This is a genomic window from Pigmentibacter sp. JX0631, assembly GCF_029873255.1.
Classification (GTDB): domain Bacteria; phylum Bdellovibrionota_B; class Oligoflexia; order Silvanigrellales; family Silvanigrellaceae; genus Silvanigrella.
On sequence record NZ_CP123622.1, the window covers coordinates 1,870,354 to 1,890,257 of the forward strand.

Consider the following 19,904-nt stretch of genomic DNA (forward strand, 5'->3'; position numbering starts at 1 on the left):
GGAACATGAGCATAAACCAAGCCGCATACCCTAACGATAAAAATGCACTTGGTGTTTCTTATGAAACGGCGGCTTTGATCGGCAAACGTCTCCGTCAAGCGAGAGAAGTTAAAAGATTATCCCCATCTCAAGTTTCAGCACGCGTGAAAATTAGAGATCGCTATATTGAAGCGATAGAAATTGGCGATTGGGATGTTCTTCCTCCCGGATTAAACGGGCGAGGTTTGATACGTTTGTATGCTAGAGAACTCAATGTTGCTATTCCTGAATTTGAAACTTTTCACCACTTACAAACTGTTATGGTTGAACGTCAATCTGAAAGCTTAATGCAGGCATCATCAAAAAAATCTAAATATCATCCTGCCGCAGAAGAATCTGCAGAAATTATTCGTTCTATTTCACGGAGTGATTTTCAAAAAGGAATTAACTTAGATCCAGATAACTCAAATCATTCTCCGCAAAATTCAGCTGAGGAAAGTAATTCTGCTGCTAAAGTATACTCAAGAAATACAGGAAATTTTGGGGCAAATAGATCTGCACATGGAAGTCATACAAATATCGTAACACCTAATATTTATGATGTTCTCGGCATTCAAGTAGAAAATAAAGCTGTTTCTGCAAAAAGTGCTGAGAAAACCCATATTTCTAAGGCACAACCAGAAATAAAAATGAATGTAAATTATCAGACACTACCGACGGCTGAACCTGTGAAAATTGAACAGATTATTCCAAAAAATGTGCAGAAAGTTGAAGAAGTCGCTGAAGAATCAATGGTTAGTGAATCTGCTTATCAAGAAAGTCAAAAAGAAAATACGTTTATAGAAAAAGAACCTATATATGGAAATAATAAGACTAAGCAACAAGAGGAAGTATTAAGAAAAAAATTAATTGATTTTAACCCGCTGCAAATTTTGGTTCTTTTATCATTTGTTATAATTTTTATTTTTCTTAGTCTGTTTCTATATTCTCGCAATAATAGTCAAGTTAAAGTTACTAATTTATCTGCAAAACAAATTGAAAATGAAGTTGGAGATTCTGAACCATTGCCAAATTCTTTAGTTGAATCAAATATTCCCGTTTTAAAAGAAACTGATAAAGTAACAAAAGCGCAGCCTCAGACTAAAACTTCAACTGAAGAAGATGCAAGTAAATCAACCCCTAACTTAACACCTCAATCAATAAATAGTGCTGAAAAAAATAAAGTAGCTTTAGATATTGAAAGAATAGCAAAATTGAATATTGCTGGAAAAGTGAATTTAGTTGTAGAGGCTGATGGACAACAAATTTTTTCTGGAGTCCATTCAGCCGGTGTCTTAGATATTCCTTTTAAAACAAAAGCTGAAATTGTTATCTCAGACTCCTCGAAAGTCAGTTTGATTTATGAAGGTATTAATCATGGGGTCATGGGATATGCTGGTAGAAAAAGAAAAATCTTATTAAATGCCAAGCCCTATGTTGAATAGTTTAATCCTTGCCTTAATCAAGCTGGAATTGTTATAACCCCCTCCTATGCTAAGGGAGAGGGCAATGGTTAAAAATTCAAGTAAAAATAGATATGTTGAAGAATTAGCTTCAAAAATTTTACAACATAAAAAGTTATATTATTTAGGAAAAAGTTCAATATCTGATATTGAGTATGATGCCTTAGAAAATGAATTAAAAAAACTTGCTCCAAATCATCCCATTTTATCATTTGTTGGGTATCAATTTGATGAAATATCTAATAAAGTTTCCCATGAAGTTCCTATGCTTTCTCTAGCAAAAACTTATTCTGTAGATGATTTATATGATTTTATACAAAAAAGTTTTTGTGTGGCGATGGATAAAATAGATGGTATGGCATTGTCGCTTGAATATGATTTTTCTGGAAAATTATTTCGGGCTTCAACAAGAGGAAATGGTAAGGCTGGGGAAAATGTAACAGAGCATATTTGTCACATAACTAATATTCCAAAAATATTAAATATTTCTAGTAAAGATACGAATTATAAATTTGAGATTAGGGGTGAAGTGTATTTTCCTCTCTCAGATTTTAATGGATTTAGTGATAGGTTTGATAGTTTTCGCAATGCAGTGCCAGGGACACTTGGTAGAAAAGAAGTTGAAGAAGCTCTTGATGTTTTAAGAGTGCTGCGTTTTTGTGTTTATGATGTATTAATTTTTAAAAATAATAATCCTTTAAGTGCAAAAGAATTTTTTACTTATATAAATAAAAATAATAACTATTTAGATAAAATAAAATATAGTCAAGAATTAGGATTTACAGATAATACAAATATCCTTGAAAAAATTGATCAAATAAATAACGTAAATGAATTACAAGAATATATAACTACATGGTACAAAAAGGATAGAAATTATCAGATTGATGGTATTGTTTTTCGATATGGTGATGAAATTTTATGGGAAAACTTTGGTAACACTGCGCATCATCCAAGAGGGAGTATTGCTTTTAAACAGGCAGGCGAAACCGCTGAAACAGAAATTCTAGCTATTGAAGAAAATGTTGGGCGAAGTGGGAAAATTACATTCAGAGCAAAACTAAAAACTGTTGAATTGTCTGGAGCGAAAATTTCATATGCAACACTTCATAATGCTGAATTTATTGAAGAAGGGAATTATGCAGTAGGTGCAAAAGTAGAAATTATTCGTAGCGGAGAAGTTATACCTGCTATAATTCGGTTGATAGAGCCAGCTTCGAGAGCTTTTAATTTACCAGAATTTTGTAAATGTGGTTCTAAATTAACTAGACAAGGCCCTGATCTAATGTGCCTCGATAATCCTGTCTGTAATTTTAAAGATCAAGAAAGTCTAGTTTATTTTGTATCTGCGTTAGATATCATGGGAGTTTCAGATAAAATAGTTTTAAAAATCAGAGATGCTGGTTTAGTTCAAGAACCTGCAGATTTTTATAAATTAACAGAAGAAGATCTTCTTCAAATTGAAGGATTTGCAAAAAAATCTTCTGAAAATGTTGTTAAGGCAATACAAAATGCTAGAAAAATTCCTTTAGCTAAATTTCTTACCTCTTTAGGTTTAAAACGTGGTGGAGCTGTTAAATGTCAAGAAGTAGCTAGAAAATTTGAATCTTTAGAAAATGTCTTAAAAATTGACGCAGAAGATTTAAAAGTTGAAAAAGGCTGGGCAGATAAATCTGCGGAAGATTTTATAGAATCTTTAAAAAATAAACGGAAAATCATTATTAACTTACTAAAATATGTTGAAGTATTGAATGATGAGTCGAATAAAAAAATAAGTAATCAAAATTCTCACCCATTTTTTGGGAAAAACATTTGCATTACAGGGAGTTTATCAAGACCAAGAGATGAATATAAATTTATGCTTGAAAATGTTGGAGCAAAATTAGTTTCATCAGTTAGTTCCAAAACAGATCTTTTAGTTTGTAATGAAAGTTCAAGTTCAAATAAATATAAAGACGCTATAAAATTTGGAATTAAAATTATAACAGAAGAAGAATTTTTAAGGAATTTTAATTGATATAAATTTACCTCTTGTTTGAAAAATATTGTTATTTTTAATAATATCGTTGGTTGAAATAAGTAAAATTAGTATTGAGTTTAAATAAAATAGTCCTTGCAAAGAAAATATACTTTCTTTGCTTTTATTTATATGTAGTAAATTATTATCAGAAAAAATTAATGCTATATTTTTAAAAATTCCTAATGAAATATCATAAAAATAAATTAAATATGAAGAAAAAATATTGCCCTCAGGAAAAATTAAAACTAAAAATGTTAAAGGTGTAATTATAAAGCAAACAAGAGGAGTTGCAATTAAATTCGATAAGCATGAAGAAAAAATATTACAGTTTGAAAAAGGAAACAAAATAACTCCAATAAAAAAAGAAGTTAAAATTGTACTAATTATATGGTTAAAAAAAATTTTACAATTTATAATATTATTTATTCTTCCAATTAGTTTTAGTGATAGAACTCCTATTAGTGAGAGAATAAAAGAAAAATTAAGAAGTAAATTTCCAAAAATAAATGAAAAAAATATCAATAAAATACAGTTTTTAAAAGTCGGCAAAAGGATTTTTGGAAAAATAGAAAAGACAATTGAAAATAAATATGAAGAAAAATTTATTTTGCTTACATAGCTAATAGAAAGGACTCTAATTAGAGCTCCTGACCAGCCAAAAAGAGATGAAATAGTAAAAGAAATTATTATAGATAAGATGATATTAATTTGATAAAGAGAATTCATCAATTTTAAAGGGTTACTATTTTTACGTCTTATTAAGTATAAAATATATTTTATTTCTGACACCAAAAAATTTGTAATAGGAGATACTTGACTACCTGATATAGCTAGTAAATGAATTAAACCTGAATATTCAAAAGCGAGTTTATCATGATATGTAAGTTTTCTTATATTTGCTAAAAAATTTAAAGCAAGATCTTTTTCTTGCATATTTGCTACTATAGAAATTGATTTGTTTTTTAAAATATCTGAAAAATCTAGAATATTCTTAAAATAACTCTCATAATGAATAATCTCTTGAAAGAAAAAAATAAGACAAAATGTAAACAAGTAACAAATTATGGTATAAATAAACGATTGTATTAATAATGAAAAATTAAGCATAAAAGCCCTTCTAAAACAAATCCGTCAATATTATATCTTGATTTATAAATTAAGGGTTTATTAAGTAAAAAAAGAACAAGAACCTATGATAATCTGTTCAGTAAATTTAATACTTGACATTTGTTAAAATCATCAAAAAAGGAAGCTTAAAGCTCAAATTTGCAAAGCCTTTCAGTTTGACACAGTTTTTCTTGACGTTTTGCTCTTTTTTTGTAAAAAATATTTGGTAAGTCGCCATAGCTCAGTTGTATAGAGCACTTCTTTCCTAAAGAAGGGGTCGCAGGTTAGAGTCCTGCTGGTGACGCCATTTTTTGTTCGATTATTTTTTTGATAAAGATAAATATTTATTTATTAATGTAAAATAGGAGCCATCTGTTTTCATCTTCTTAAGACCATCGTTAAAAATTTTAACTATTTTTTGACTTTCTTTTCCTTTTTTAGGTGCTATCAAGTACATATCTATCCTGTCGAGTTCCCAGACGGAAATTTTAAACTCTTTAGGAACATCAAAAGTAGATTTGATTATTTCTGCAGACGATTCTTCTGTGTCAATTAAGAAGTCAATATGCCCAATATCTAGCATTTTATAGCAATTACTCATTTTTAAAGGTCTATCAATTGTAATTAATTTTTCGTTTAAAGCTTCTTTAATTATAGGAAGAATTGAATAACCATTTGGTAAGCATCCATGTAGTCCTTTTAAACTTTGTTTATTTGTCAAATTTAATTTTGAATCTTTTCTTACGAAAATTTTAATAACAATGGAATATCCAGAATCGGAACGTATAAAATTTTGTTCTCTCTCTGAATTCCAATAGTAAGGGTAAGTGGCTTGGAATATTAATTTCTCGGTTTCGTAATGACCCCTTGCCCAGGGTAGAATTTCGACACTAATTTCATGTCCCGCATCTGTAAAAATTTTATTTACAAGATCAGTATAAATGCCTCCTTTTTTATCTGAAAACGGAGGCCAGTCATTTCCTGTAGTAAATTTAAATAATTCTGCAAAGGCTGTTTGATGTAATTTTAAAGAAATTAAGACTAATATCAGAATATAGTACTTGCCCACGATGCACCTTAATTATTTGAATTTATTTTGAAGTTAATTGTTTTAAAGCACCATCCCAGTCTTCAACATGACAATCTGAAAGAAATTTTCTATCCCCTATAGTATGAATATCTATAATCATAATACAAAAAGATTTTCCTGTTTTTGGAACCTCAAACAAATTACCTACAGGGGTTACTTTAGCTTCACTTCTTACAACTATTTTATTGCCGTCAAATAATATCTTAAGAACTTTCCACTCAAGTTCAGTAATTAACTTAGCAAACCCTGTAACTTGCCCTAAAAATTCTTCTTTGCCTTTGCTTGCATTTTCCCCTGAAAAAGAGCGCCATTTCTCAGAAAGATTTGACCTTAATGTTCTCAAATCTTTTGTTTGAGGTTTATTGAGCATATCATAGTAATTGTGAATTAAAGCCTTAGCTTCCTTATGATTCATTACTTGAGGCTCCTATTTGTTTTTTGATTAAATTTCTAACTGATTTCTTACAAATTCACACAATCAGTTAAGCTATTACAGCAAGAAATGATCCTATATTAAAAGATTATAAGATATTAATATTATAGCTTAAATTATAGTAAGGTAATTAATTTCGAACAATCCAAGTGATAAAGAAAATTTGACATTATAAAATTTATTTTTAAAAGACAGATCTTTATTCAAAGATATAATTTTTCAGATTTATTAAATGAAGTATTAATGTGTTTTAATTATTCTTAGAGAAATCCATCTTTGTGTTCTTTTTTTGATTTATAGTTTGCGTAAAGTTCTGTTTGGAATTTCTTCTGGTTGAAGTTCCATATAAATTAAGGCGATTTTTGCTCAAGTCTATGATAGTTTTCTATTTGTCTATTTAGATATTAATTCATAAATAAATTAAACAATATAAAGTGCTTCTGTAATTTAACAAACATTAAATAAAATTTTATTGAAATTAAAAAATGAAAATAAAATAGAACCTATTTATAACAGATATAATATTCCATTTAACTAAGTTGGTTTTAAGTATTCTTCTCTATATCTTCGGTTTCAGTACTTTCATCAAATATTTCATTGCATTTTCGGCAATAATACTTAATTTTTTTGGGTTTAGCTGTAATTCCAAAAGTGACTAGAAACCAGCCAAAGCCGGAATATTCTGCTTTTGGAGTGATCATATGATGATAACGATCGAAACCATCAGAGCATGTTTTTAATTGCTTTTGAATTGGATTTAAATTTGGTTTTGTGTCTGACATAAAAAGCACCTCGCAAACTTTATCACTTAACAGAGAAGCAATACTCTTTAATTTTATTTTCTTCCAGAGTTTTGAAAAGATATCTTTCAGAAGTGAATTTTGTTGAATTTAGAAATACTTCATAATTTATTTAAAAATAGATCATTTTAAAGTAAAATGGAAAAAAAAGAAAATTATCAACAAAAATTTGACACTTTATTGTTATCTTTAGCTTCTGTAGACTCCAATAGCCTTTTCATTTTTTAAAAAATAGGAGTATTTATGTTTGATCTACCTCCGCAAGTCCATGTTGTTGCTCCAAATGCTACTGAAATGGTTGAAATTAGTAGAAATAAATATGTCGTACCATATTCAGATGTTTTTAGAACTGTATTGCAAGTAAATAATCAAACAGGCTATAAGGTTTTTATAAGCACAACTATTGAAGATCCAAGTCATTGGAATGGTGGGGCTAGACCTGACATTAATTTTGGTGGTGTTGCTATTGGTGGTTCTAACTACTTAAAACGTATTGAAGATATGAATGCAATGGTTTCAAGCGCTAAATTCACTATGAATTTTAAATTTACGGCGGCTAGCGGTGATGAAGAGTTTGGAATAAAAGTAGATCAGTCAGATGTATTTAAAATGGATTATGTTGACAGATATTATCCGACATATCCTTTAGGCACAATGGATATCACAGGTTACTATCAAGTTGAACAAAAAGTGTTAGGTAACGCAAATATTTTTACAATCACACATAATCAATAATTATCACACCGCTTTGTTTTGTTGAACATTATTAACTTTAATTATATTATCAGACTCAAGAGAGCGGTTTTTCACACTTTCAATTTGGCAATCTATAGATTGAACTGGTAACTTAATATTTTTCACTAATTTAAATTTATTTAAAAGTGAAATCATGATCCAAGTTTGATCAAATTGCCACCACTTCCAACCATGTCTTGCAGCTCTTGGTTGTGCATGGTGATTGTTGTGCCAACCTTCACCAAAAGCTAAAATTCCAACCCACCAGTTGTTTCTAGAAGCATCATTTGTATTATTTGGTCGAGAACCCCATTTATGTGTTGCAGAATTAACAAACCAAGTAACATGGTAACCAGCTACAAGACGAACAAAGATACCCCATACAATGAACGATACAGCGTTAAACCAATCAAACGTAGCAGATGAATAAGTACTTATAAATCCACCTAAAATAAATAGCAAGATACCTACTGCAAACTGAATTGGGATCATATAATTTTCAAGAAATTGATAATATTTATTTCGTGCGACATCAGGACAGTAATGAGAAACTTCTTTTATATCGTTTAAATCGGCTCTTCTATTGAAAATAAATCCAATATGAGAGTGCCAGAAACCTTTATTCATATCATGTGGATCTTCAGCTTTATCTGAGTAGGCATGATGCACTCTATGCTGACCAACCCAAGAAATAGGCCCACCTTGACAGGAAAGGGTGCCACAGAAAGCAGCAAAATATTCCAAAGGTTTAGAAGCTTGGAAACCTTTATGAGCTATAAGTCTGTGGAATCCGAAAGTTATTCCTACCATTCCCGTTAAGTAGTGGAATACAACAAACACTACAAATGCCTGCCAAGTAAAAAAATACCAACACAAGCTTAGAGCAATGCCATGTACTGCAGAAATCCAAATAAAATTCCGCCAGTTAAACTTCACAACTTTTGACGATTCTCTTAATTTCATAATAACCCCAAGGTTCTAAGTAAAATTCAAAGCTTTTATACTTACGATCTTATCGTAATGTGAATAGAGATAACGTAAAAGAAGTGTAAAGAATGTAAATATATGAAATTACTATATTTTTTTAAATTACGAGGTTTCTTCGAGTTTGTAAAAAAACAAGCATTTCATGTACTTCTAGATTCTTTACTTTTTTAGTTTCAAAAGTAATATCAATCTATAATTATTAGTAAAAAATTTTAGGTAGGCTTAAGAAATTTGAGGTAAGTATGATTTTCATAGGAAAAACCATATTCGACATTTTATTCATGGAATTTTGTGGACTACTATATCTAATTAATAAGAAAATTTATTCAAAGTTTATTCACGCCTATCAAAAAAGGAAATTTAATAACATTGTAAAATATGCATACAATAATTCAACTTTTTATCAAAAAAAATTTTTAGAAAAAGGAATAAATTTAGAAAAGATAGAAAAATTAAATATTGAAGATTTTCCAGTTACTAGTAAAAGAGATTTTATAAAAAATATTTCTAATATCTATACAGATAAATATGTTTCAAATGAAGAAGTCATGAAATTTATTCATGATGAAAATAATTCTAAATTACGGTTTAAAGAAAACTACATTTGTTTTACTACTTCAGGAAGTTTAGGAGAAAAACTACCTATTATAATACATTTCAAAGATTTTCTAACATTTATTTTGACTATGTTCTACTACAATAGTAAACCTTTAAAGTTTATTTTAGGATTAAAAACAAAAGTAGCAATTCTAGGAATGACTCAGGGCAGAAGTGCTGCTGTAACTTTAATTAAAAATTTATCAAAAAAAATATATACTACAAAAGAAATTTCTATAATCTTACCTTTAAATGAAATTATTAATGAATTAAATAATTTTATGCCAGATCAAGTTGTTTCATATCCCGGAGTTTTTCTTTCACTTATTGAAGAAAAAAAATTAGGTAGGCTAAAAATAAAACCGAAAAAAATTATTCTTTCTGGGGAAGTCTTGACGGATGAAAATTATCAAAAAATACAATTAGTTTTTGATTGTGAAGTTGTTAATTCATATGGTGCATCTGAATGTTTTGCTATTGCAATAAAAAACTCTTCTTATAAAGATTATAGAACTTTCATGAATATGTGCTTAATAGAAATCTTAGATATAAATGACAAACCTGTAAAAAATGGTGAATTAGGAAAAGTTGTAATAACTAATTTATATAATTTTGGTCAACCCTTCATAAGATACGATATAGGAGATTCTGCAATTAAATATGAAGACAAATATGGAAATCTGCAATTTAAAGGTGTTTCTGGAAGAAATTATAAACCAATTATATTTACAAATAATGACGGAAAAAAGGAACAAATATTCCATTGGTCATTTTATTCATTAGTAATTTATTCTGAGGGGTTAATTAAAACACAATTATTAGTAGGAGAAGATTGTTTTAAGTTAAAATTAGTAGGAAATGATACATCTATTATAGAATGCAAACAAAAATTTGAAAAAATTTTAGCGGACTTAAATTTTGAAAAATCAGTGAAGATGATAGTTGAAAAAGTTGAAGATATTCTCCCTGAAAAAAATGGAAAAATACCTTTTATAAAGTTTGAACAAAATTTACTTATTTAATTTTTCAACTTCAACTATATTATATATAGCTTCATGAGACTTTCTGAGATAAATATTTCCATTTATAGTTGCAGGTATTATTCTTCTGTCATCATCATGAATTACAAATAATTTATTTTTACTGACAAAAGTTATACCTTCTGCCTTATGCAAAAACTTTAATGGTTTATTATCCTTTGAAAGTAAAAGAATGGGGTCAATATACTTTTTAATGTTATCAAGAGGCAAACTCCATAAATAGGCTCCAACTTTTTCTTGCTCTTCATAACTTGTTAGAACTAATATTGAGTTATTATCAGCATCCCAAGTTAACGAAGATATTCCTACATCTTCGTCTACATATTTTTTACTATTGCGAAAAGAATACATTAAGGTAAAATCATCTTTTATATATAATTTAGAATTTTTTTCTTCTTCAATAGTTACTGAAATTAAATTAAAAACATAATCAAATTTTTTATATGAATCACCTTCTTCTCTTACTCCAAAAATTAACTTATTATTAGGTAAAATGGTGAGACCTTCAATTTTAAAGTAAGGTTTTTTGATGATTTTTTCTAAATAATTTCTTATTTTTCTAGAATATTTATTTTCACTTTTAACCTGCAAAAATTCAACAATACTTGGATCTTTCGCATTCCAATAAAGTATTGAATTGTGTTCAAGACTCTCATCGTCGCGATCAAAGCTTGTGGTTGCTAAGATATATTTACTATCAATTGTTTGAGTAAAGTCTTCAAATTTTTTTACAAGAAAAATATTTGGATGGGTATAAAAGTGAATATTATTTTTATCTATAAAGTTACTATTTTTATAATCTAAAGAAAATATTGATGATATTTGTTTCCCATTAATACTTTTATCATTGGCAAAATAAAGAATATCATTATTGAAAGTAACAGCCGATGGTTCGCACGATGCATTAACTATTTCTATTTTATTTTTTTCGTAAATTTTAGTTTTTGTATTCGATGGAAAACAACTTATTACTCCAGTTTCAGATATTGAATATCTAAGATAAAGTTCTGCTGCAAAAAGGTTTAAATTGTAGAAAATAAAAAAAATTGAGAAAATATGTAATTTCACTTTAATACCTGCAAGATTTGATTTTATATACGTACATTAATATTATAAAATATCTGTACAAAATGTCAAGAAAATATCATAATTTTAAGGCTTTATTATAAATATCTTTGCTGTTAATAGAATATTTTAATGCAATATCTTTGCATGCTTGTTTCAAGGATAAATTTTTGTTTTTAGAATAATGTATTGCTTCTAGCGCAATGGTTTCAATATCAGGAATTTCTTTTTCAATAGCATTTATATTTATACAGATAACAAATTCGCCTTGAACTTCATTTAAATTTGAATAGTAATCAAGAATTTCCTTACATGTTCCTATTTTATGTTCCTCAAATTTTTTTGAAATTTCTTTAGAAACGCTTAAATAAATGTCATCATTTATAAAATAATCATTCAAATTTTTTAGTGTGTTTAAAATTCTTTTTGGACTTTCAAAAATAACAGCTATACAAGGTGCTGAATTTTTCCATAATTCATATTCAAGAGATTGATTTTTCGCTGTACGGTCTAAAAAACCTGAAAAAATAGTTCTTGGTTGGATAAATCCACACGCAGCAAGTGCTGAAGTCAAACTGCTAGGACCAGGAATTGATTGAATAGTTATGTTGTTTCTATGCGCCTCAGCAATTAATAAAGAACCTGGATCTGAAATGCATGGTGTACCAGCATCTGTCACTATTGCAGCCATTTTATTTTCTGAATTTAGAAGTTTATTAATTATAAAATTAATTTTGTTTTTTTCGTTATTGATATGTAAACTTTCTAATGGTGTTTTAATGCTGAAATAATGTAATAATTTACCAGTATGTCTTGTGTCCTCACATGCAATAAAATCAACCTGTGAAAGGACTTCTTTTGCTCGAGGAGAAAAATCACTTAATGTACCAATCGGTGTCGCGACAATATAAAGTATTCCTGATTTCATTCTTGTCCTTTTGGATATTCGTAAGGTTCCGCATAAAATTTTCCTTTACTATCTTTTAATACTTTCCCTATAGAATGCTGTATATCATGAGTAAAAAATATTTTTGCATTTAAAGGTAAAATTTCTTCTAGTAAAGCTCTTTTTTCATCAATTACTAATTCAGGATATCTATCATAGCCCATTGAAATTGGAATATGCATCCATGCAAATCCTGGTATTAAATCGCTGGCAAAAATTAAAGGACCATCATTTAAGTTTACCTGTGTAAGCATTAATCCCGGCGTGTGTCCATATGAAAAACGAAAAGAAATGAAAGGATAGAGCTCTGTATTAGTATTTTTATCTATAATTTTTAGTCTACCAGAGTTTTGCAGTAATTGATTTAAATGCGGGATATAAGACGCTCTATCTCTAGAATGAGGATTTTGTGCACGTTCCCACTGCTCTTTGCCAACATAAAAAATTGCATTTGGAAAAAGAAGTTTAGGATCACCATCGTCAAAAGCACTTAGTACACCACCAGCATGATCAAAATGGAGGTGAGATAAAATGACATAATGAATATCTTCGTGAGTCAGATTTTCTTTTTTCAAACTTTCCAATAATACATGATTTTTTTCAACTACTCCATATCTTTCCTTTAATTTAGAATCAAAAAAAGCACCAACCCCAGTTTCAAGTAGTATATTTTTATTATTCCAGTTTTTTATTAATAAAGAATTACAAGCTAAGGGAATTCTATTTAATTCGTCAGGTTTTATCCATTGTTCCCACATTTGTTTTGGAGCATTACCAAACATTGCGCCACCATCAAGCATTTGTGAGTTTCCAATTAGAGTGCAAATTTTCATAGCTTCTCCGAGTTATTTATTTACAGTTTTGTAGAATCTTCTGAGCTATCGACATAAGGATCAATACTTTCTAAATATGGTGCAATTGATTTCACAGGTATTTCTGATTGAATAATTACCCATTTACCATTTCTGCTGAGATATGGCCCTGGTAAAGGAACTAATCCTCGAGGTAATAAAAAATTCCCAAATGAAATTGTTTTAGTGATAAATATTTTTATTGTATTTAAAACTTCTGGATTTAATTCTTTTCCTTGTTTAGTAAATAAATCACCAACTGGGGAATATAGTCTAATTTTTGGAATAAGTTTATCACCATCTGTGTCTAAAGTTAATGAAGCACTTTCTGAGTAAGATGTTATATTATTAATTGTTTTTTCAATTGATCTAAAATTGATTTCTCCATTTGGAGATGAAAAATAGTCTGATAAAACACTCGATTTTTTTCTTACTCTTTCTATTAAATCTAATAATTTATTTTGAGATTGAATCATATCTGAAAGAAAAGAAATGCTAGAATATTTTTTCGAACTGTCTGTGGGTAAAAGGAAATCTGCACCTGAAGAAGATACAGAAGTCAATATATTTTTACTTTCTATTTTCTTGTTAGGATTTAAACTATCAATTATAAATTGTTTTTGATTTGAATAAATTATGGAGTGCCCAGTTATAGTCCAATAAATATCCAATTTAATTTTAAAGTCGTCACTAAGTAGTGCTAAAAAACTTTCCAAATTTTTTCTAAAACCATTTCTTTGAAAATTAAAACGCCCACAAAAATCCCAGGGATTATTTTTTTGTGAACAAATCGAATTTAAAAATTCTAATGGGTCGCTTATTGAAAATATAAGTTGAGAATGATTTATTTTTGTAGATTCATCAAAATCTAATGATTCGGAAGATAATTCAATTGCATGGTTACTTAAAAAATTTTGAATTGAAATTGGAATATTATTTATCACAATATTTTTCAAAGAATCTGAGGAAAGATTTACTACTTTTTTGATAAGAGGATCTAATGAAATAAGAAATGAATCTTTTAACGATAAATGTAATTGAGTTACGCCTCCTATCAATAAAGTATTTCCATTCCATAATTCTTCTATTAAATGAGTTAATGGTTTTGAAAACGGATTGTCTTCAATTTCTGTTACTAACTCTTCATTATTTGCTATTATGTTACTATCTTGGGAAAGATATGTATCTTTTATTTCATTTCCCATTGGCTCAGGATCAAAAAATTCATTATCATCAATAGTTTCAGAAGATGTTAAAAAATCTTTTAAAATATTATCTAAAGCAATAATTGCTTTGTCACTATTTGCTGGAAACATGTTGAAAACAAAAAAACCTTTTGCTCCTAGTTCTCCAGTTGGTGGAGAATTTTGCTGGGTTCTAGGATTATTTTCTAAACCAATATTTTTTGAAAATAAATAAAGTTGTTTGTCAGTTTCAGTTGTATAGTTAAATGCAAATGCAAAAGTTGGTTGACCTATTTTTTGAGCAATTTCTGATAAAGCAGGAGTTTCTGCTTTCATATTTAAGAAAAAGTAACTACAAATGCCAAAAATAGAAATTATTAGTACGGTTATAAAATATAATAAATATTTTAAATAATTATTTTTTTGCTTCATAAAATATTAATTTTCATTGTAAAGATTATCGAAAAAGTTCAAATAACTTTCTTGCAGCATCCATCCTTTTTGATTCCTCTGAGTTTGGATCGGTTTTTTCTTTAATAACCAATTCTTTAGGAATTGCTGACAAGAAACGAGAAGGTTTAGGTTCAACGTCTTTACCCGCTGCTTTACCTTTTTTGCGAAACCCACAATGAGAGATAAAAAGTCTAAATTTAGCTCTTGTAATAGCAACATAAAAAAGACGCCTTTCTTCTTGAATACCTGATTCAAGGTTAATACTTTTTTCATGAGGCAAGATACCATCTTCAACACCAATTAGAAATACATTTGGAAATTCTAATCCTTTTGATGAATGAATGGTCATTATTTGTACCTTATTTTTATTTTCCTTCGCAACATCATACCTTGCTTTATCTAAATGCAAAGCATCAACTACTGCGGAAATACTTTCTTTTTCTAATTCTAGTTTTTCAATAACTTGAAAAACCCTTTCTACAACATTTATTCTAAATTGGGCGGTTTGCATATTATTTGATGTTAATAATATTTCGTTTTTTAAACCCATATATTCAAAACAATCTTTTAAGGTCTGGGAAATTTCTATTTTATTAGTTGCAGAATTTAATTTAAAGCCATAATTTTCCCATTTCCCAAGAAAGTCTTTAATACCTTTATGTTCATGCGCCAACTTTTGTAAAATATCTGTTAAATCACGGCTATTTTTTAGACTTTTTTCTTGAAGAAAAGAGGCTTTTATTTTTTCTAATGTACTTATACCGATACCTCTAGAAGGAAGATTTATAATTCTAAATAAACTATTTAAATCATTATTATTATAAGCTAATTTAAGGTAGGAAAGAACATCTTTTACTTCTTTTCTATCAAAAAATTGGGCACCCCCATGGACAACATACGGGATACTTTTTTCAATAAAAACTTGTTCTAAAGATAAAGTTTGACTATTTGATCGGACAAGTACAGCTATATTATCATAATTAAAATTTAAAATATTTTTCTTCAGTTCAAAAATTGAATCTGAAACAAAAATAGCTTCGTCTCTTTCATTTTCGCAAGCATGAAGAATAATTGGATGTAAATTAGGTTGTTCACTCCATAATTCTTTACCTAATCGTTCAGTATTTTCTCGGATAACGCTATTAGCTGCGTTCAGAATATTAGGTGAGCAACGATAATTTTGTTCCAAAGTTATTTTTCTAGCAGTTGGATATTGTTTTAGGAAGTCAGAAATAATTGAAGGTCTAGCACCTCTCCAAGAGTATATACTTTGGTCATCATCACCAACTACACAAATATTCTGATTTTTTTCCGATAACATACATATGAGTTGAAATTGCGAATAGCTAGTGTCTTGATACTCATCAACCATTAGATAAGTAAAATTTTCTTGTATACTGGTGAGTAAATTAGGATTATTTTTCAGGCCAATTACTGTTAAATAAACAATATCATCAAAGTCTATTAAATTATAAAGTCTTAATCTTCTATTATATGAGTTAAAAAGCTTACAAAATATTTTACTATCAAAAACATTATTTTGTTTTTTAAATTCTTCATCACGAAATAATTTATCTTTATATTCAGAAATTTTTTGAGCAGCATTTTCAAAAGAAATTATTTCTTCTAAATTAAACTCTTTAATTGATTCTTTTATTAAATTTATGCTTTCATTTTCATCGCAAATTGAAAAATTTTTTTGCAAATTAAATTCAGAATAGAATTGCCTTAAAATTTTTAAAGCAAATGAATGAAATGTAGACAATTCAACTTTTTTCGCACATTTTTCACCAACTAACAATCCAAGTCTATCACGCATTTCTTTTGCAGCTTTATTAGTAAAACTAACAGCAACAATTTTTTCAGGTTTTATACCTGAATGAATCATCCAAGCTATTCTTGAAGTTATAACTTTAGTTTTTCCTGTTCCAGCACCGGCAAGAACTAAACAAGCTCCCTCGATATTGGTTACGGCTTCTTTTTGTTCTTTGTTTAATGAATTTATAATATTTTGCATGATTAAAATTTAAAAATAATTGAAAGAATTTCATCGCCATAAGTACTTATTGCTAAAGCTGCTGTAGCTAAAAAAGGTCCAAATGGTATTGCAGTTGATAAACCTTTTCGCGATGAAATACCCCAGATAATACCTACAATGGCTCCTAAAATGCTTGCATAAAATAAAGTAAAAATAACCCCTTTCCACCCCAAAACTGCACCAATAAAACCTAAATATTTTACATCACCCATTCCGATACCTTGTCTCTTTCTTAACAGTTCATAAGTTTTTGCTATGAAAAATAGTCCTCCTGCTCCAGTAAAAATTCCAATTAAACTTCCAGACCATCCTAAGTTGTGATTTAAACAGCTTATAATAAAACCTATAATGATACCTGGATAAATTATTTTATTTGGTAATATTCTATATTTTAAATCAATTATTGATAAAGGAATTCCTGTATATAGTAACCATAACGAAACAAAAAAAGGAACAAAATTGTTATAATGAAATTTTCCAAATTGAAATGTTTCATTAGTAATAAAAGAAGGTAAGGCTTCTAAAACATTAGTTGGTGTTAAAAATCTAAAAAAAATAATAAGAGTCAATATTCCTGTTAAAAGCTCGACAAGTGGATAAGTAATAGGAATTTTATAATTGCATTTATTGCATTTAGAATGAGTTAGTATATATCCAAGTACTGGTATTAAAGCAAAATTTGGTACGGTATTTTTGCAATTTGGACAAAAACTTCTTGGACTAACTATAGAAATATTTAAAGGTAATCGATAGGCTACAACATTTAAAAAACTGCCAATCGATATTCCAAACAAGAATACAAAAATCCCAAAAATTATATTTAGTGTACTTAAATCTATAGGCATGTATTTTTCCTTGACAAAATTATAAATATCTATCAACTATTCTTATTCGATAGTTTAGAAACTCAATTTTATTTGATGTAAACTATCTTAATGAATTGAACACGAGAAGAACATGAAATCAATCTCCAAAAATCGAAAAGCTTGGCATGACTATTATATAGAAGAAAAATATGAAGCTGGTCTTAGTCTAAAAGGAAGTGAAGTAAAAGTCTTAAGAGGAGGGCATGGCAGTGTTGTTGAGGGATATGCTTTGGTTCGTGAAGGACAAGCGTGGCTCGTCAATACTTATATTCCGACTCTTAAAAATGCGAGCTATCTAAATCATGCTGAACGGCGTGACAGACGCCTCCTATTAAAAAGAAAAGAAATAGAAAAACTCGATACTGCTACTCGCCAAAAAGGGTACACTTTAATTCCTTTAGAATTATATTTTGATGATAATAATAGAGTTAAAGTGGAAATCGGTCTTGCGAAGGGCAAGGCGAATCACGATAAACGTGATTCCGAAAAAGATAAAGATGCGAAACGAGAAGCGCAAAGGGCTCTGCGGCGTTAATCTACTTCCAAGTTAATAGAAAATTCTTTATCATCATCAAAGCTATTAGCAGTAATTAGTTTGCCTTTGTGTCTGGCTATTATTTTAATTACCGTTTTTCCTTTGCCTATAAATGAAAACTTATATACTAAATTTCCACTTGCCCCCATAGTAATGCTTGTCGGTTTGCAGCAGTTGCTTTTTCCTTCAAACTTTACCATTGAATTCATATAACGCGGATCTAAATAGTTATACGAAGTGGTGCTAATGTCTCTGATAACAACTGCTATTTTATCATCTTGATCAACTTTTAATGAAACTGTATCTTTATCAACAGCATCGATAATCTCGTAACCTTGGTAGTCTTCTTCATTTGGTAAAACGTAGGTTTTAGATGTAGATGAACAACTTGAGAATAAAAGTGCGGTAGAAAAACATAAACCAGTGAGAGTAAATAATTTTTTCATAGCTATGCCTTTATAATTAGCAAAATTTTGAATCTTAATACTCGAAGACAAATAGACCTTTATCATTGAGAATAAAGGTCTATTTACATTCATTTTAATGATTAACTAACACTACAAGTTAATTTAGAAAGGGATTCCTTTCCGGTAGACATAACAGAGTCCCAAGAGCGACGAGCTTCGTCACCTTGAAATTCTTCATCATATGTTTCAAGTAAATCTTGAATGCCATCAGCATCTTCAAGTAGACTTAGAGCGTTTACAGCAGAGCGAAAGTATCTAGCAGCTTCATTTGGATGACGTTTGACTTTTAAACACAAACGACCCATTTCTTCATACCATTGTGCTTTTTCTTCAGGCAAAGCATATTCGCCACTTTCACCTAATAAATAAATATAAGAGTTTAAAGCTCTTACATGATCCCTTGCTGCGATCATTTCAGCAATTTTTGGTGAAAGTGTTTGGATAGTCTTTCTGGCTCTAACTTGTTCTCTTCTTTTGTCTTCTAAACTCTCTTGAGAGTTTCTCTCTATGATTCTTTCACAATAAGCTTTCAAGAGGCGCAGATCTTCTGGAAGAACTTGATCGCGTTCTGTTTCCAAAGTTGGGTTTATTTGACGAAATAAACTCAGTAATTCAGGTGGTTGTACATGTAGATAACTAGCAAGCACTTGAATCGCCCAAGGCCTTTCATCTGGCCACACTCTTTCAGCTCGTTCCATTTGCCTTATCAGTTCGTGCATATCCATAGCTTCTCCTTGATGGCTTTTCATCTTAGTAATTACAATACAGCAAACAACAAGCTCAAAAAACTTTCAGCAACAAATACATGCGACTTTAGCTCGCAATGGTCAAGACAATTTTTTGGCTTCCTGAAATTTTTGTTTAGAAGGTTGACTTTAAAACGTTCTTGAATTGAAATTTCACTTTATTCTAGAAGATCTTTTTTATGGACATCTATCGACAACAATTTTTTGGCTAACCTAAAAATAATGATGAGTTAACCCTTAACAGTGCGGGAGTCTCTCATTTGCGACATTTTTGCAAAGAGTGGGTCATAAATGACACAGTCTTAGAAAATTTGTTCCTTATTGAATGAAGTAATGTCGCGAATCTCAAATAGTAAGTTGATTGGCATGATTTTTGCTTAAGGGAAAATGTTTCTATTATTTCTTTTCATCTGAACAAAAAAGTGAAAAGAAGTATATTTAAATCTTTTTTGGAGTGATCTAA

18 protein-coding genes and 1 tRNA gene are annotated in these 19,904 nt (G+C 29.1%); 6 read left to right on the forward strand and 13 right to left on the reverse strand.

Going from position 1 to position 19,904, the window contains the following annotated elements; translation table 11 throughout:
- Positions 1 to 5: 5 nt before the first annotated feature.
- Positions 6 to 1,463, forward strand: a complete 1,458-nt coding sequence (locus tag QEJ31_RS08175; RefSeq protein ID WP_280589252.1) for a helix-turn-helix transcriptional regulator — start codon at positions 6 to 8, stop codon at positions 1,461 to 1,463.
- A 64-nt stretch (positions 1,464 to 1,527) separates the two neighbouring features.
- Positions 1,528 to 3,498, forward strand: coding sequence for an NAD-dependent DNA ligase LigA (ligA, locus tag QEJ31_RS08180; protein WP_280589254.1), 1,971 nt, complete (start codon positions 1,528 to 1,530; stop codon positions 3,496 to 3,498).
- On the opposite strand, the gene QEJ31_RS08185 is transcribed toward ligA, so the two are convergent.
- Positions 3,481 to 4,608 carry a ComEC/Rec2 family competence protein gene (locus QEJ31_RS08185; RefSeq protein ID WP_280589256.1) on the reverse strand — a complete coding sequence of 376 codons (1,128 nt, stop codon included), beginning with the start codon at positions 4,606 to 4,608 and terminating at the stop codon, positions 3,481 to 3,483. The genes ligA and QEJ31_RS08185 overlap by 18 nt on opposite strands.
- A gap of 230 nt (positions 4,609 to 4,838) precedes the next feature.
- Between QEJ31_RS08185 and QEJ31_RS08190 the strand changes: the two genes are divergently transcribed.
- A tRNA-Arg gene (locus QEJ31_RS08190) sits at positions 4,839 to 4,915 on the forward strand.
- A 12-nt stretch (positions 4,916 to 4,927) separates the two neighbouring features.
- Here QEJ31_RS08190 and QEJ31_RS08195 read toward each other — a convergent pair.
- The 3 genes from QEJ31_RS08195 to QEJ31_RS08205 form a co-directional block, all read right to left on the reverse strand.
- Positions 4,928 to 5,677 (reverse strand): transporter substrate-binding domain-containing protein, encoded by a 750-nt coding sequence (locus QEJ31_RS08195; RefSeq protein ID WP_280589257.1) that lies wholly within the window; start codon positions 5,675 to 5,677, stop codon positions 4,928 to 4,930.
- A gap of 22 nt (positions 5,678 to 5,699) precedes the next feature.
- Complete coding sequence (locus tag QEJ31_RS08200; protein ID WP_280589259.1) at positions 5,700 to 6,113, reverse strand: ester cyclase; 414 nt, start codon at positions 6,111 to 6,113, stop codon at positions 5,700 to 5,702.
- A gap of 563 nt (positions 6,114 to 6,676) precedes the next feature.
- The gene (locus QEJ31_RS08205; RefSeq protein ID WP_280589261.1) at positions 6,677 to 6,913 is read right to left on the reverse strand and encodes a hypothetical protein; all 237 of its coding nucleotides are present in this window, start codon (positions 6,911 to 6,913) and stop codon (positions 6,677 to 6,679) included.
- Positions 6,914 to 7,174: 261 nt separating this feature from the next.
- Between QEJ31_RS08205 and QEJ31_RS08210 the strand changes: the two genes are divergently transcribed.
- Positions 7,175 to 7,666 (forward strand): hypothetical protein, encoded by a 492-nt coding sequence (locus tag QEJ31_RS08210; RefSeq protein WP_280589262.1) that lies wholly within the window; start codon positions 7,175 to 7,177, stop codon positions 7,664 to 7,666.
- A 3-nt stretch (positions 7,667 to 7,669) separates the two neighbouring features.
- Here QEJ31_RS08210 and QEJ31_RS08215 read toward each other — a convergent pair whose 3' ends face one another.
- A complete protein-coding gene (locus QEJ31_RS08215) occupies positions 7,670 to 8,629 on the reverse strand; it encodes a fatty acid desaturase (protein ID WP_280589263.1) in 960 nt (319 codons plus the stop codon).
- Between the two features lie 266 nt (positions 8,630 to 8,895).
- Here QEJ31_RS08215 and QEJ31_RS08220 point away from each other — a divergent pair, with 266 nt between their 5' ends.
- Positions 8,896 to 10,272, forward strand: coding sequence for a hypothetical protein (locus QEJ31_RS08220; protein ID WP_280589264.1), 1,377 nt, complete (start codon positions 8,896 to 8,898; stop codon positions 10,270 to 10,272).
- On the opposite strand, the gene QEJ31_RS08225 is transcribed toward QEJ31_RS08220, so the two are convergent.
- From QEJ31_RS08225 to QEJ31_RS08250, 6 genes are all read right to left on the reverse strand, one after another.
- Positions 10,261 to 11,358, reverse strand: a complete 1,098-nt coding sequence (locus tag QEJ31_RS08225) for a hypothetical protein (protein ID WP_280589265.1) — start codon at positions 11,356 to 11,358, stop codon at positions 10,261 to 10,263. The two genes, QEJ31_RS08220 and QEJ31_RS08225, sit on opposite strands and share 12 nt — an antisense overlap.
- Before the next feature lie 76 nt (positions 11,359 to 11,434).
- The gene (gene rsmI / locus QEJ31_RS08230) at positions 11,435 to 12,283 is read right to left on the reverse strand and encodes a 16S rRNA (cytidine(1402)-2'-O)-methyltransferase (RefSeq protein ID WP_280589269.1); all 849 of its coding nucleotides are present in this window, start codon (positions 12,281 to 12,283) and stop codon (positions 11,435 to 11,437) included.
- Positions 12,280 to 13,134 carry an MBL fold metallo-hydrolase gene (locus QEJ31_RS08235; RefSeq protein ID WP_280589270.1) on the reverse strand — a complete coding sequence of 285 codons (855 nt, stop codon included), beginning with the start codon at positions 13,132 to 13,134 and terminating at the stop codon, positions 12,280 to 12,282. Before QEJ31_RS08235 ends, rsmI begins: the two co-directional genes overlap by 4 nt.
- Before the next feature lie 20 nt (positions 13,135 to 13,154).
- The gene (locus QEJ31_RS08240; protein ID WP_280589271.1) at positions 13,155 to 14,768 is read right to left on the reverse strand and encodes a hypothetical protein; all 1,614 of its coding nucleotides are present in this window, start codon (positions 14,766 to 14,768) and stop codon (positions 13,155 to 13,157) included.
- A gap of 25 nt (positions 14,769 to 14,793) precedes the next feature.
- Positions 14,794 to 16,806: a UvrD-helicase domain-containing protein gene (locus tag QEJ31_RS08245; RefSeq protein ID WP_280589273.1), complete on the reverse strand. Its 2,013-nt coding sequence runs from the start codon at positions 16,804 to 16,806 to the stop codon at positions 14,794 to 14,796.
- Positions 16,807 to 16,808: 2 nt separating this feature from the next.
- On the reverse strand, positions 16,809 to 17,672 hold the full coding sequence (locus QEJ31_RS08250; protein ID WP_280589275.1) for a prepilin peptidase: 864 nt from the start codon (positions 17,670 to 17,672) through the stop codon (positions 16,809 to 16,811).
- A 112-nt stretch (positions 17,673 to 17,784) separates the two neighbouring features.
- Between QEJ31_RS08250 and smpB the strand changes: the two genes are divergently transcribed.
- Complete coding sequence (smpB, locus tag QEJ31_RS08255; protein ID WP_280589276.1) at positions 17,785 to 18,228, forward strand: SsrA-binding protein SmpB; 444 nt, start codon at positions 17,785 to 17,787, stop codon at positions 18,226 to 18,228.
- On the opposite strand, the gene QEJ31_RS08260 is transcribed toward smpB, so the two are convergent.
- Both QEJ31_RS08260 and QEJ31_RS08265 read right to left on the reverse strand, forming a co-directional pair.
- Positions 18,225 to 18,725 (reverse strand): hypothetical protein, encoded by a 501-nt coding sequence (locus QEJ31_RS08260; RefSeq protein WP_280589277.1) that lies wholly within the window; start codon positions 18,723 to 18,725, stop codon positions 18,225 to 18,227. The two genes, smpB and QEJ31_RS08260, sit on opposite strands and share 4 nt — an antisense overlap.
- Positions 18,726 to 18,775: 50 nt before the next feature.
- A complete protein-coding gene (locus QEJ31_RS08265; RefSeq protein ID WP_280589278.1) occupies positions 18,776 to 19,420 on the reverse strand; it encodes a hypothetical protein in 645 nt (214 codons plus the stop codon).
- Between the last annotated feature and the right edge of the window lie 484 nt (positions 19,421 to 19,904).